Consider the following 12,987-nt stretch of genomic DNA (forward strand, 5'->3'; position numbering starts at 1 on the left):
GACGCCGCATCCGCGGATCAGCGGACTCCCGCCGACGGCGTCACTCGCACGTGGATGCTCTTCATGAGCGGTTGATCGCTCTGCGCGCTGTAGTCGGCCTCGCCGACGAGCACGTTCATCTCGGGCATGTAGCCGGCCGCACTCCCCCGCGGCGTGTCGTACGCGACCGCCCGGTACTGCCGCAGCTCGCGCTGCGAACCGTCCTTCGACGTCGAGACGATGTCGACGAGATCGCCCTGCCAGATGCCGCGATCGCGCATGTCGTCCTCGTGCATGAAGATCAGCTCACGCAGATTCTTCACTCCGCGGTAACGGTCGTTGTTGCTGTAGATCGTGGTGTTCCACTGGTCGTGCGACCGCATGGTCTGCAGCACCAGCATGTCGTCGGAAGCGGGCAGCACGTCATGCAGCGCCGGCGCCGAGAAATCGGCCTTACCCGACGCCGTGCGGAAGTCGAGCTCTCGCGCCGGCTGAGGAATGCGGAACCCGTTCGGCTGACGCACGAGCTCATTGAACCCCTCGAACCCGGGCAGCACCTTCGCCATCACGTCACGGATGCGGTCGTAGTCGGCCGCGTACTCCTCCCACGGCGTGCTGCTGTCCGGCAGCGTGGCGCGCGCCATCCGCGCGATGATGTCGGGCTCCGACAGCAGATGCTCGGAGGCCGGCTTCTTCTTGCCGACCGACAGGTGCACCATGCTCATGGCATCCTCGACCGACTGCCCCTGCAGTCCGCCTGTCTGCTCGTCCCGCTCGGTGCGCCCCAGACACGGAAGGATGAGCGCCTTCTCACCGTGCACGAGGTGGCTGCGGTTGAGCTTCGTGCCCACCTGGACCGTCAGCCGGCATCCGCTCAGCGCCTCTGCGGTGTAGTGGGTGTCGGGAGCGGCCAGCACGAAGTTGCCGCCGAGACTCACGAAGACCTTGACGGCACCCTCGTGCATCTTGTGGATGCTGGCGACGGTGTCCAGTCCGGGCTCGCGAGGCGATGTGATCCCGCAGACCTCGTCGAGGGCATCCAGCAGCCAGGCCGGCGAATGGTGGTTGATGCCGCAGGTGCGATTGCCCTGCACGTTGCTGTGCCCGCGCACCGGTGCAGGCCCAGCACCCGGTCGGCCGATGTTGCCGCGCAGCAGCAGCACGTTCATGAACTCGCGCACCATGTCGACGGCGTGCTCCTGCTGGCTGATGCCGAGGCACCAGCTGATGATCGCCTTGCCGGATGCGAGGTAGAGGGCCCCGGCCGCGCGGAGCTGCTCCTCAGTGAGCCCGGACTGCTGCACCAGCTCCGGCCACGGCGTCGCCTCGACGACAGCACGATACTCATCGATGCCGTTGGTGTGCTGCGCGATGAACTCGGTGTCGAGCGCGCCGGGGTCGACCTCGGCCGCTTCGAACACGACCTTCGCGATGGCGCGCATCAGCGCCATGTCGCCGCCAGGACGAACCTGCAGGTCGAGAGTGCCGGTCTCGTGCGTCTTGAACAGCGCCATGTCGACGAAGTCGTGCGGCACAGTGGTACGCCTGGATGCAGCCTCGATCAGCGGATTGACGTGCACCACCTGCGCGCCGTTTTTCACGGCATCCGACAACGCCGTCAGCATGCGCGGCGCATTCGAGGCGGCGTTCACCCCGAGCAGGAACAGCAGATCGGTCTGCTCCCAGTCCTCGACGGTCGTGGTCCCTTTGCCCGACCCGATCGAGGCGGTGAGCGCACGGCCGGAGGCCTCGTGGCACATGTTCGAGCAGTCCGGCATGTTGTTCGTGCCGTACTCGCGGATCATCAGCTGGTAGAGGAAGGATGCCTCGTTGCTGAGCCGCCCAGAGGTGTAGAACGTCGCCTCATCCGGACTGCCCAGTGCCCGCAGCTCCTCACCGATGAGTGCGAAGGCGTCGTCCCAGCTGATCGGTGCGTAGCGATCGGTCTCGGAGTCGTAGACCATCGGCTCGGTCAGACGGCCGGTGTTCTCGAGCTCGTAGTCGGTCCAGGTGGAAAGCTCGCTCACTGTGTGCTTCGAGAAGAAGCCGCTTCCTACGCGCTTGTGCGTCATCTCCCACGTGACGTGCTTCATCCCGTTCTCGCAGATGTCGAGCTTCAGGCCCTTCTGATCATCGGGCCACGCGCAACCTGGGCAGTCGAATCCCTTGATCGGATGGTTCATCGTGAACATCGACAACGCGCCGCTCACCGGACGCTGCGATTTCACGAGCACCTCACCGACCGACACCGCCGCACCCCAGCCCGCGGCGGGGTGCGTGTAGTCCTCTTGCGACCACGCCTTCGTCGTCACAGGGCCGTAGCCGCCCTGGCGGGGAACCTCCGGCATCAAACCGAAAGCGACGCCGCTATCGAGAGTGATCATGAGCTGCTCCTTCCGACACGAGCGCCAGATCGGGTGCCGTGGCATCCGTCCGGACTCGTTCAGGGCGTGAATACACGTTCATCGTCTGACCGCGCACGAATCCCACGAGCGTCAGACCGGACTTCTCGGCCAGCTCCGCCGCGAGGGACGACGGTGCCGAGACGGCAGAGAGGATCGGGATGCCGGCCATCACCGCTTTCTGCACGAGTTCGAAGCTCGCCCGACCCGAGACCTGCAGGACAGTCCCGCGCAGGGGAAGGCGATCATGCAGTACCGCCCACCCGACGACCTTGTCGACGGCGTTGTGGCGCCCGACGTCTTCTCGCAGCACGAGCAGTTCTCCAGTGGCGACATCGAAGAGCGCGGCCGCATGCAGGCCACCGGTCTTGTCGAACGCAGCCTGCTGCTCGCGCAGCCGGTCGGGATACCGAGCGATGCCCGCAGCGTCAGCGACCACTGCATCCACCCCGACGTCGTGACGGGAGACCGTCTCGACGGCGTCGATGCTGGCCTTGCCGCAGACCCCGCACGAACTGGTCGTGTAGAAAGAACGCGCCAGCTCCGGCGCGGGCAGGGCCACTCCGGGAGCCAACGAGACGTCGAGGACGTTGTACGTGTTCTCGACCCCACCCGTACCGGGCCCGCCGCAGTGGATCGCGGACTGGAACTCGGCCCCCTCGCCGATCACTGCCTCCGAGACGAGGAATCCGGCCGCGAGTTCGACATCGTGACCGGGAGTGCGCATGGTCACGGCCAGTGGAGTGCCTGCGACACGGATCTCCAGCGGCTCTTCGACGGCGAGCGTGTCAGGGCCGCGGCGGGCGCCTTCACCCACCGTGACCTTCAGTACCGATCGCCTCGTCGTGATCCGACCCATACCTCTGAGCATAGTGTTCTGCGGCGCGTCGTGGGGCCGCGCTAACGTAGCGATATGGACAGTTCTCGATGATGGTGCTGTCATGACGCCGCAGACACGCAGAGCGCTCGTCGCGAGCGTGATCGCCCTCTGTCTGGTCGCCGCGATGATGCGCCCTGCGATCACCGCCGTGGGGCCGCTGATCGGCCGGATGAGCGCCGATACCGGCATCCCGCTCGCCCTCCTGGGCGCACTCTCCACGATCGTGCTGATCATGTGGGCTGCGGCCTCTCCGTTCGCGCACGGTATCGGAAGACGGCTCGGACTCGGCGGGGCTGTGCTCGCCGCGATGGGAGTGCTGGGCCTGGGCACGGCGGTCCGCTCGATCCCAGGATCGACGGCGTGGTTGTGGATCGGCACAGCGCTCATCGGTGTCGCCCTGGCAGTCGGGAACGTCCTGCTGCCCGCGATCATCAAGCGGGACTTCCCCTTGCGCGTGCCCCTGATGATGAGCGTGTACTCGGCGATCCTCGGCGGCGCGGGCGCCGTGGCATCCGGTCTCGCCGTTCCGATCGCCGACCTGAGCGGTGCTGTTTCCGGGTCGGGGTGGCGGCTGTCCCTGCTCGCCACAGGCGGGCTCGTCATACCCCTCGGCCTGGCGGCCTGGTGGTTCGTCCGCAGACGCGAGATCCGCGCAATGCGAGCGAGCCCATTCGTGCGCGAGCCCCGCACCGGAGTCTGGCGCGATTCGATGGCATGGCTGGTCGCTGCGTACATGGGCGTGCAATCGACCTGTTTCTACGTGCTCGTGACCTGGCTGGCGTCGATGTCGACGGACATCGGACGCAGCCCGCTGACAGCCGGGTTCGACGTCATGGTGTACCAGGCGTTCTCCATCGCCGGTTCGCTGACGATCGCCGTGCTGATGCGCGGACGCGGAGCGCAGATCACGCCTGCACTGCTGCCCCTGGTCGGAATGGTGGGAGGCGCGGGGATACTGGTCGCCCCAGACGCGATCGGATTCTGGGTCATGCCACTCGGGTTGTTCTCGGGCTCCTCGCTCGGTGTCGCACTGACACTGATCGCGCAGCGCGCTCGCGATCACAGCATCTCGTCCGCACTGTCGGGAATGTCGCAATCAGTCGGCTACGGCATAGCAGCCATCGGTCCGGTGCTCTTCGGCGGTGTGCATGCGATCACGGGAAGCTGGACGGCGTCACTGGTCATCCTGCTCCTCACGATGATCACGCAGGGCGTGATCGGCATCTTCGCCGCACGCGACCGCTTCGTCCTCGAACCGCGCTGAGCGCCGACCCTGACCTCGGGCCGGCGCTCAGACATCACCGCGGTGCGGGCTATTCGTCCCAGGACTCGACGGCTTCGTAACCCTTGCCGTTGTACTTGATCACCTGAACCGTCGACACGGCCGGCTGGTCGTCCTCGGTGGTGTCGACGGACGTGCCGGGCAGCATGAGCGGCGCCTCGAAGTCCGAGATGGTGCGAAGCTGCGCCATGAAGTCCTCACGCGTCGGCTCGGTCATCTTGGTGAACACCTGCTCGAGCGTCGCCCCGATCATGTAGCTCCACATGCAGTGCGGGAACGCGGGGGCTTCCGGATAGTCCGCGTACTCGGCGAGGTCTGACAGGAAGGTGACGACGTCCTCGTCTTCCGCGAATGCAGGGCTCTGCGGTGTCTTCGCGAACGACACGGTGTAGACCGCCGGCAGCGCCGCCGCACCACCGGGCTCGAGGATCGCCGTCGGGCTCGAGGTGTTCGACGGCAGGAACAGGCTCGGCAGCCATCCGATCTCCTGCACCTTCTGCAGCGAGGAGATCACCAGCGGCGTGATCGACATCGCGTTGAACAGCACATCCGCGCCCGATGCCGCGAGCTCGGTGAGCTGTGCGTCGACGGACGTGTCGGTCGCCTCGTAGGTGAGTTCCTTGACGATCTCGATGTTGTCGGCGCCCTCGATCGCAGACTTGAATCCTTCGACGTAACCCTCGCCGTAGTCATCGTTCTGCGAGAGGATCGCGACCTTGTGCTCGCCGCCGGCACCGGCCAGCAGCTCGCCGAAGGCCTCTCCCTCGTTCTGATACACCGGAACGAACCCGAGCTGCCACGGGCTCTCCTCCTTGTTGCTGAACAGCGGGTCACCGGTCTGGATCAGCACCTGCGGCACCTCATCGGCGATCGCTGCCTCGCGCCAGGCCCGGTTCGTCGGGGTGCCTAGGCCCGCGGTCATCGCGAAGACGCTGCCCTTGAGCTGGTCGTAGTTCGCTTTCGCCTTCTGCGGATCGTACTCGTCGTCGAGCGCCTTGATCTCGACCGTACGGGTCTTGCCGTCGCCGAACTCGATCCCGCCCGCGGCGTTCACGTTCCCGAAATAGGCCTTGAGTCCTGCCACCGTGCAGGTACCAGGACCCGCGGTGCCCCCGCTCAATGGTGTGGTCATCCCCAGGGTGATGGTCGTGTCGGTGATGCCCGGGCTGGCCGCGGCCGCCCCGCCGTCACCATCGGGTTCTGCGCCGCCACGGGAGCAACCGGCGACGAGGACGGCGACGATGCCGATCCCTGCCACCACGGACGCAACCCTGCTTCTTCTGCGATTGATACTCATGAGTGGTGCCTCTCTGTGTGTTCTTACTCTTCGGTGTGCTGTGGAACTTCGGCGACCGAGCGCTGCGGAGCGTCACGTCGGCCTATGCGTCGCAACAGGCGCGGCAAGGACACGAACCCGTTGGGCAGGAAGAAGAGCACGATGAGCAGGATCGCGCCCTGTAGCACCGTCGTCAGGTTCGGGTCGATGATGTTCGTGACCTGCGGGAGGAGCACGTACCACGCACCCCCGATGAGCGAACCGATGATGCTTCCCGCTCCACCGATCACCATCGAGGCCAGCAGTTCGATCGAATGCCCGAAGTTGAGCGTCTCAGGTGAGGTGTACTGCACCACCACCATGTAGAGGAAGCCGCTCACCCCGCCGATGAGGGAGGCGATCGTGAAGGCCAGGACTTTAAAGCGGTACGGCGATACCCCCATCGATGCCGCGACGGACTCGTTGCCCTTGACGATCGCGAACGCACGGCCGTACTTGCCTCGCACCAGGTTGCGGGTGAGCAGGAAAGTGATCCCCCCGATCAGGATGACGAGGTACAGCTGCCACTGGTCGTCGTAGAGTCCCGACCACTCGGGGGCCGCGGAGAATCGAGCGGATGTCCCCTGCGATCCACCGGTGACCTCTGAGAATCGCTTGGCCAGCGGGACGCCGATGATCGGAAGCGCGATCGTCACCATCGCGATGGCCAGTCCACCGAGCCGAGCGGCAGCGAGCGCCACCACCATTCCCACGACAGCGGGGATGAGGCACGCGAGCACGAAGACGATGACGATGTTCCAGCCCGCGTTGTATCCGTAGGCGGTGACGTAGGCGCCGAGTCCCACGAAGAAGATCTGGCCGAGCGAGATCTGTCCCGCGTATCCCATGACGACGTTGAGACCGAGCACCGCGACGGAGAACACCCCGATCCGTGCAAGCGTCTGGTTCGCGAACTCCGGCAGCAGCAAGGGCACCACGATCGCCAGCACCACCACCAGGACGACGAGGCCCCACTTCACCCACGGACGCTCCAGTCGCGCGCGCCACGGCGAAGCGGGTGCAGTCGAGAACGAATTCGTTGCAGTCATCACACTCGCACCACCGATTTCCGGCCGAACAGACCTTGAGGTCTCACGAGGAGCACCACGAACACGAGGACGAACGGCACGGCGATCTTGAGATCGTGGCCGATGAACGGCACGTACACGGCCGCGAGGTTCTCGAGTATCCCGATGAGCCACGCGGCGACGACCACGCCGATCGGACTCGTCAGACCACCCAGGATCACCGCTGCCAGCGCGTACACCAGCGCGGAATCCATCATTCCCGGCGTGAGGGTGAGCTGTGGAGCGACCAGCACACCCGCGATGGCGCCGAGCGAGGCAGCCAGTCCCCATCCGATCATGAGGTTCCGTCCGACCGGAATCCCCGAGAGCGCTGCAGAGGACGGGTCGATCGCCACCGCGCGCAGGGCGAGGCCCAACTTCGTGCCGACGAAGAGCGCCTGGAGCAGGAGCATGATCGCCACGATCACGACGATGGTCCCGAGCGAGCGCACGCTGATCACCGCCCCGGCGATCTGCACCGTGTCGAGCGGGAACAACGACGGGAAGAGCTGATTGTTGTACGTCCAGAACCACGCGCAGATGCCGGTGATGAGAGTGAGCAGCCCGATGGTCACGACGACCGCGGTGTCGGGATCTCCGCGCTCGAATCTGCGCACCAGATACCGCTCGATCAGCGCGCCGAGGAAGAACGAGATGATGACCGCGGCGAGGATCGCGACGATGAGCGGTGCGCCGAAGCCGTAGATCACCCACGCGATGTATGCGGACAGCACCGCCATCCCGCCCTGCGCGAAGTTGATCAGGCCGGTCGCCTGGTGGACGAGGACGATGCTCAACGCCAGCGCGGCGTAGATGGACCCGGTGGAGAGACCATCGATCATGAGCTGCAGGAATGTGCCCATCTTCACCCTCCCAGGTAGGCGCGGCGGATCTCGTCCATGCCCTTGAGTTCAGCCGTCGACCCGGTCAGCACATTGCGCCCTGCCTCGAGCACGGTCGCGCTGTCGACCAGCGTGAACGCGAGGTTCGCATTCTGTTCGACGACGACCATCGCGATGCCGGAATCCTGTCGCAGGCGGCCGATCGCCTTGTAGACCGTCTTCGCCGTGCTGGGAGCGAGTCCCAGCGATGCCTCGTCCAACAGCATCAGCCGTGGCCGCGCCATGATGGCGCGCCCGATCGCGAGCATCTGCTGCTCACCGCCGGAGAGCGCGGAACCGTTCGAGCGCACCCGGTTCTGCAACTGCGGGAAGAGGTCGAGGCAGTAGTCGATGTCCTCATGGACCTGTTTGGCGTCCTTGCGGCGATACGCGCCGACTCGCAGATTCTCACGGACGGTCAGATCCGAGAACGTACCGCGCCCCTCAGGGACGTGAGCGATGCCGCGCGCGGCGACCTGGTCGGGACGCAGCCCACGAAGGCTCTTGCCATCGAAGCGGATGTCGCCTCCGGAACGCACCGCGCCGGAGATCGCACGCAGTGTCGTCGTCTTGCCCGCCCCGTTCGCGCCGAGAATCCCGACTGCTCCCCCGTCGGGGATGGAGAGCGAGATGTCTTCGAGCACCTGGACACGGCCGTAGAAGGCCTGCATCCGCGATACCTCAAGCAGCGTCATCGACGGCATCCTTTCCGAGATACGCTTCGATCACTCGCGGGTCAGCCTGCGCCTCGGACGCTGACCCTTCCATGAGCTTGCGGCCGTGGTCGAGCACCACCACGCGGTCGGTCAGCGCCGAGATCAGGCCCATGTTGTGCTCGACGACCACGATCGTGATATCCCGTTCACGGATACTGCGCACGGTCTCGATCAGCTGCTCGACCTCCGAGTGCGGCAACCCGGCGGCCGGCTCATCGAGAAGGAGGAGGCGCGGCTTCATGAGCAGTGCACGGCACAGCTCGACACCTTTGTGCAGACCGTGCGACAGCTCATCCGCCCGAACCGATGCCGCCCATGCGAGCCCGTGGCTGTCGAGGAGTTCCATCGCTTCCTCGCGGACGGCCTTCTCGGCACGGACGGTCCGCGGCCAGCGCAGCGACCATTCCACTGGGCCCCCGGGGAGTCTGCTGTGCGCCCCCAGCAGCACGTTCTCGAGCACGGTCGCGTGCAGCTGCAGCGCGGGATGCTGGAAGGTGCGGGCAAGGCCATGACGCGCGAGCGTCGCCGGAGGAGAACCCAGAACCTCGGTGCCGGCGATCGCGATCGACCCGGAACTCGGCCGGTAATGACCGCTCACGCAGTTGAAGAGCGATGTCTTTCCCGCACCGTTCGGCCCGACGAGTCCCAGGATCTGGTCGGCCTCGGCAGTGAACGAAACCTCTTCGAGGACTTTCACGCCGCCGAAGTGCAGGTTGACGTCTTCGACCACGAGCTGCGCGCCCATCGTTCCGCCTTTCGCTTCATTGCATAAGGAGACTGAAACACTACGTCGTCACGGAAGATACCTGCACGCCGTCTTCCGATCGATCCATCCGTCATCATACGGTGATGCTCATCGAGATAGCACTATTTACATAGATATATAGCCATAGTCATCACCGGGTCGCAAGCATCGGATCAGCCGAACCCGTTCCGCGTTCCCGGTCAGCGGAAAAAGTCGACGGCCGGCCTCGGCTGCGCTCATACGCTGATGCTCCACGACAGACGGAGGTCGAAGATGACTGAAACACTTGCCCAGGCGGTCGAACGCGCGGGGAACCCGGTGCAATTCCTGCGCGACCAGGATTGGCCCGCCTTCACATTCCCGGTAGCCGCGGAGTTCACGAACTGGCGTGACGAGCAGCGCGCGTGGATGCAGTCGGTGGCACTCCTGGATCAGTCGCACCACATGACCCAGCTCTTCCTGGACGGCAGCGATCTGATTCCTCTCCTCGAGTCGATATCGCCCAACACGTTCGCGACATTCCGACCCGGCGTCGCCAAGCAGCTCATCGCCGTCAACGAGGGCGGCTACCTCATCGGTGACGGCATCCTGTTCTACAACGCGGACGGCCCAGAGGGATTGGTGCTGATCGGGCACCACATCCTGATCGACTGGGTACGGTTCAACGTCGAGAAGGCCCAGGCCGCGGGACGAGATGTGCGCGCACGCCTCGAGGGCAACTCGAACATGCGCCAAGGCCCACCGACCTTCTACCGCTACGAGGTCCAGGGGCCGAATGCCGACTTCGTCATGGAGAAGCTCTTCGGAGGCCCCGCCCCCGACATCAAGTTCTTCCACATCGGCGAGGTCTCGATCGCCGGTCGCACCGCCAGGGCTCTGCGTCACGGCATGGCCGGCCAACCCGGATTCGAGTTCTACGGGCCGTGGGCCGACCACGAGGTCATCGCGGACGCGATCATGGCGGCGGGCGAAGAATTCGATATCCGCCGGGTGGGCGCGAAGGCGTACTCCTCCTCGCCGCTCGAGTCCGGCTGGGTGCCCACTCCGTTCCCCGCGATCTTCGAGCACGACCTCGCAGAGTATCGGGAGTGGCTACCGGCATCGCGCGCCGGTTCCATCGGCGGTTCGCTGTACTCCACCGACGTGCGCGACTTCTATCTGACCCCGTTCGATATCGGACTCGGGAAGTCGGTGCGCTTCGATCACGAGTTCCACGGGCGCGCTGCACTCGAGGCGCACGCCGCGAATCCGCCGCGGCGCAAGGTGACGCTGCTGTGGAACCCGAGCGACGTCGCCGATGTCGTCAAGTCGCAGCTCGAACCCGGCACACCGGCGAAGTTCCTGGACTTCCCGAAGGCGCGATACGGCTTCTACCAGATGGACGAGGTCGTCCAGGAGGGCCGCCCTGTGGGCATCTCCACAGATGCCGGGTATGTCGCCCACGACCAGTTGTACATGTCGCTGGCGACCGTCGACGTGGCGATCAACGATGGCGATACCGTCGAAGTCGTGTGGGGAGAGGATCCCATCTCCCGGAAGGCGGCCGTCGACGCGAACCATCGGCAGGTGCGGATACGCGCGACTGTGGCGCCGGCTCCCTATCATTCCTTCGCGCGCACGACCTATCGCTCCGACGAATGACCCACGGGTATCCGCTCCGCCTCCCCGTCGAACTACGATGTGGTCGAGGAGGAGAGATGGAGCGGATGCCGGAGAGCGATTCGGTGCTTCATCGACACCTGCGCGTTCTTGACGCCTTCGACGTGCGGCACCCGTTCCTGACCCTGAGTGAGATCGCGTCCGCATCTGGTCTGCCGGTCTCGACCACGCACCGGCTCGTCGGTGAGCTCGAGCGCGAAGGCCTGCTGGAACGGCTCCCCGATCGTTCATACCGCCTGGGGGTGCGGCTCTGGGAGTTCGCGAGCCGCGCCCCCAGAGCACTCGGGCTCCGCGAAGTCGCTCGACCGTGGCTCGATGCCGTCCACGACCGGGTGAAGCAGCACACCCAACTCGGCGTGCGAAGCGGACGCAGCGTGCTCTTCATCGAACGGATGTCGACTCGTGAGTCGGTCATCAATGCGACGCTCATCGGCGGACGCACCCCGCTCCATGCGTCCTCCAGCGGGCTGGTGCTGCTCGCGCACGCAGACGACGACACGATTGCAGACGTCCTGGCGCATGTCCCGCACGACTTCCCCGACTCCCGCATGCGCACCGGCACCGGGCTGCGCGAACGCCTGCGTCAGGTGCGCGAGGACGGTTACGCCGTGGCCAACGGATACATCCATCCGGAATCGCGAGGGATCGCCGTGCCGGTTCGGGACGCGGACGGCATCTATGCCGCGATCGGGGTGGTCGTCGCCAACGATGAGAGCTCACCGAACCCGCACATCGCCGTACTGCACCGCGCCGCTGCGGGGATCGCCAGAGACCTCGCCCAGGCGTATCGCCCAGACATGGAGCACCGCATCCACGGCCTCCGACCGCACGTCGGACGCTCGCTCCGGTCGCTCGAGTATCTGGAAGGACTGTCGTCGAGCTGAGACCGCGGCACGTCCTATCGCGGCACCGGCGCGTCAGTTCCAGACGTCGGCAGCGATCTCCACGACCTCGCGCACCTTCGCCCACTGTTCGTCTTCGGTGAGGACATTGCCCTCTTCCGTCGACGCGAATCCGCATTGCGGGCTCAGCCGGAGCTGGTCGAGGGGGACGAAGCCCGCCGCTTGGTCGATGCGGTTCTTGATGAGCTGCGGATCCTCCAGCTGCCCGGACTTCGAGGTGATCAGTCCGAGCACGACGCTCTTGCGCCCCTGAGGAAGGAAGCGCAACGGCTCGAAGCCGCCCGCCCGCTCGTTGTCGTACTCGAGGAAATAGGCGTCATACGACGTGCCTGCCAGCAGCTGCTCGGCGACCGGCTCGTACCCGCCGGACGAGATCCAGGTGGAGCGGAAGTTGCCTCGGCACACATGCGTGGCGACCACCAGATCGTCGGGCTTGCCTTCGAGCACACGGTTGAGCATGTCCGCGTAGCGTTCGGCGATTCCGTCGACGCGGATGCCACGCTGACGGGCCTTCTCCAACTCGACATCGGAACACAGGTACGCCCACGCCGTGTCGTCGAACTGGAGGTAGCGGGCACCGGCGTCGTAGAGCGCGGCGACCGCATCCCGATACGCGAGCACGAGGTCGTCGACCAGGTCGTCGCGGTCGTCGTAGATCGACGCATCGACGGCCTCCTGCTCGAGCCGGAAGTCGAGCACCGTCGGCGCAGGAATGCTGAACTTCGGCACCACACCGGTGGTGCGTTCGACGATCGACTTGAGCGAACGGAACTGTTCCACGAACGGGTGCGATGCGTCGAACGAGATCTTTCCGTTCAGCTCGATGCCGCGCGGCTTGGTCTGCACGCCCTGGAACTGGATGCCGTGGTCGAGCTCGACGATGTCGACACCGCCCAGACCGTCGAAGAAGTCGAAGTGCCACCACGAACGGCGGAACTCTCCGTCGGTGGCGAGCTTGAGCCCGCTGTCCGCCTCACGTGAGACCAGGTTCGAAATCGTCTCGTCTTCAACGGCGAGAAGCGCGTCGGCATCGATGTCGCCGCGCGCGAAACGTGCGCGAGCCTCTACGAGCGCGGGCGGGCGGAGGAAGCTGCCGACGATGTCGGCGTAGAACGGTGCGGTAGCCACACTCCGACGATAGTGTTCTCTCGTCTTCCGT

At 65.6% G+C, this 12,987-nt stretch carries 11 protein-coding genes; 3 read left to right on the forward strand and 8 right to left on the reverse strand.

All coding sequences use genetic code 11. The features are described from left to right. Positions 1-17 precede the first annotated feature (17 nt). Together QFZ46_RS07100 and fdhD are read right to left on the reverse strand one after the other, a co-directional pair. Entirely contained in the window at positions 18-2,363 is a 2,346-nt protein-coding gene (locus tag QFZ46_RS07100) for an FdhF/YdeP family oxidoreductase (protein ID WP_307359825.1), read from the reverse strand. Beyond that, the gene (fdhD, locus tag QFZ46_RS07105) at positions 2,347-3,240 is read right to left on the reverse strand and encodes a formate dehydrogenase accessory sulfurtransferase FdhD (protein WP_307359827.1); all 894 of its coding nucleotides are present in this window, start codon (positions 3,238-3,240) and stop codon (positions 2,347-2,349) included. The genes QFZ46_RS07100 and fdhD overlap by 17 nt, the downstream gene beginning before the upstream one ends. An 82-nt stretch (positions 3,241-3,322) precedes the next feature. On the opposite strand from fdhD, the gene QFZ46_RS07110 reads away from it, so the two are divergent. Continuing rightward, positions 3,323-4,525, forward strand: coding sequence for an MFS transporter (locus QFZ46_RS07110; RefSeq protein ID WP_307359829.1), 1,203 nt, complete (start codon positions 3,323-3,325; stop codon positions 4,523-4,525). A 49-nt stretch (positions 4,526-4,574) separates the two neighbouring features. Here QFZ46_RS07110 and QFZ46_RS07115 read toward each other — a convergent pair whose 3' ends face one another. Genes QFZ46_RS07115 through QFZ46_RS07135 form a run of 5 tightly spaced genes read right to left on the reverse strand, consistent with a single transcriptional unit; the run spans position 4,575 to position 9,267 of the window. Beyond that, positions 4,575-5,804, reverse strand: coding sequence for an ABC transporter substrate-binding protein (locus QFZ46_RS07115; RefSeq protein ID WP_307359831.1), 1,230 nt, complete (start codon positions 5,802-5,804; stop codon positions 4,575-4,577). Between the two features lie 59 nt (positions 5,805-5,863). Next, the gene (locus QFZ46_RS07120) at positions 5,864-6,907 is read right to left on the reverse strand and encodes a branched-chain amino acid ABC transporter permease (protein ID WP_307359833.1); all 1,044 of its coding nucleotides are present in this window, start codon (positions 6,905-6,907) and stop codon (positions 5,864-5,866) included. Then, positions 6,907-7,788, reverse strand: a complete 882-nt coding sequence (locus QFZ46_RS07125) for a branched-chain amino acid ABC transporter permease (RefSeq protein ID WP_307359835.1) — start codon at positions 7,786-7,788, stop codon at positions 6,907-6,909. The genes QFZ46_RS07120 and QFZ46_RS07125 overlap by 1 nt, the downstream gene beginning before the upstream one ends. Before the next feature lie 2 nt (positions 7,789-7,790). Then, a complete protein-coding gene (locus QFZ46_RS07130; protein WP_307359837.1) occupies positions 7,791-8,501 on the reverse strand; it encodes an ABC transporter ATP-binding protein in 711 nt (236 codons plus the stop codon). Next, positions 8,488-9,267 (reverse strand): ABC transporter ATP-binding protein, encoded by a 780-nt coding sequence (locus QFZ46_RS07135; protein WP_307359839.1) that lies wholly within the window; start codon positions 9,265-9,267, stop codon positions 8,488-8,490. The genes QFZ46_RS07130 and QFZ46_RS07135 overlap by 14 nt, the downstream gene beginning before the upstream one ends. A 273-nt stretch (positions 9,268-9,540) precedes the next feature. Here QFZ46_RS07135 and QFZ46_RS07140 point away from each other — a divergent pair, with 273 nt between their 5' ends. Then, positions 9,541-10,908 carry an aminomethyl transferase family protein gene (locus QFZ46_RS07140; protein WP_307359842.1) on the forward strand — a complete coding sequence of 456 codons (1,368 nt, stop codon included), beginning with the start codon at positions 9,541-9,543 and terminating at the stop codon, positions 10,906-10,908. A 56-nt stretch (positions 10,909-10,964) separates the two neighbouring features. Then, positions 10,965-11,810 (forward strand): IclR family transcriptional regulator, encoded by an 846-nt coding sequence (locus QFZ46_RS07145; protein WP_307359845.1) that lies wholly within the window; start codon positions 10,965-10,967, stop codon positions 11,808-11,810. Positions 11,811-11,843: 33 nt separating this feature from the next. Here QFZ46_RS07145 and QFZ46_RS07150 read toward each other — a convergent pair whose 3' ends face one another. Next, positions 11,844-12,956, reverse strand: a complete 1,113-nt coding sequence (locus tag QFZ46_RS07150; RefSeq protein WP_307359847.1) for a 5-methyltetrahydropteroyltriglutamate--homocysteine S-methyltransferase — start codon at positions 12,954-12,956, stop codon at positions 11,844-11,846. Positions 12,957-12,987 lie beyond the last annotated feature (31 nt).

This window comes from Microbacterium murale, assembly GCF_030815955.1.
Taxonomy (GTDB): domain Bacteria; phylum Actinomycetota; class Actinomycetes; order Actinomycetales; family Microbacteriaceae; genus Microbacterium; species Microbacterium murale_A.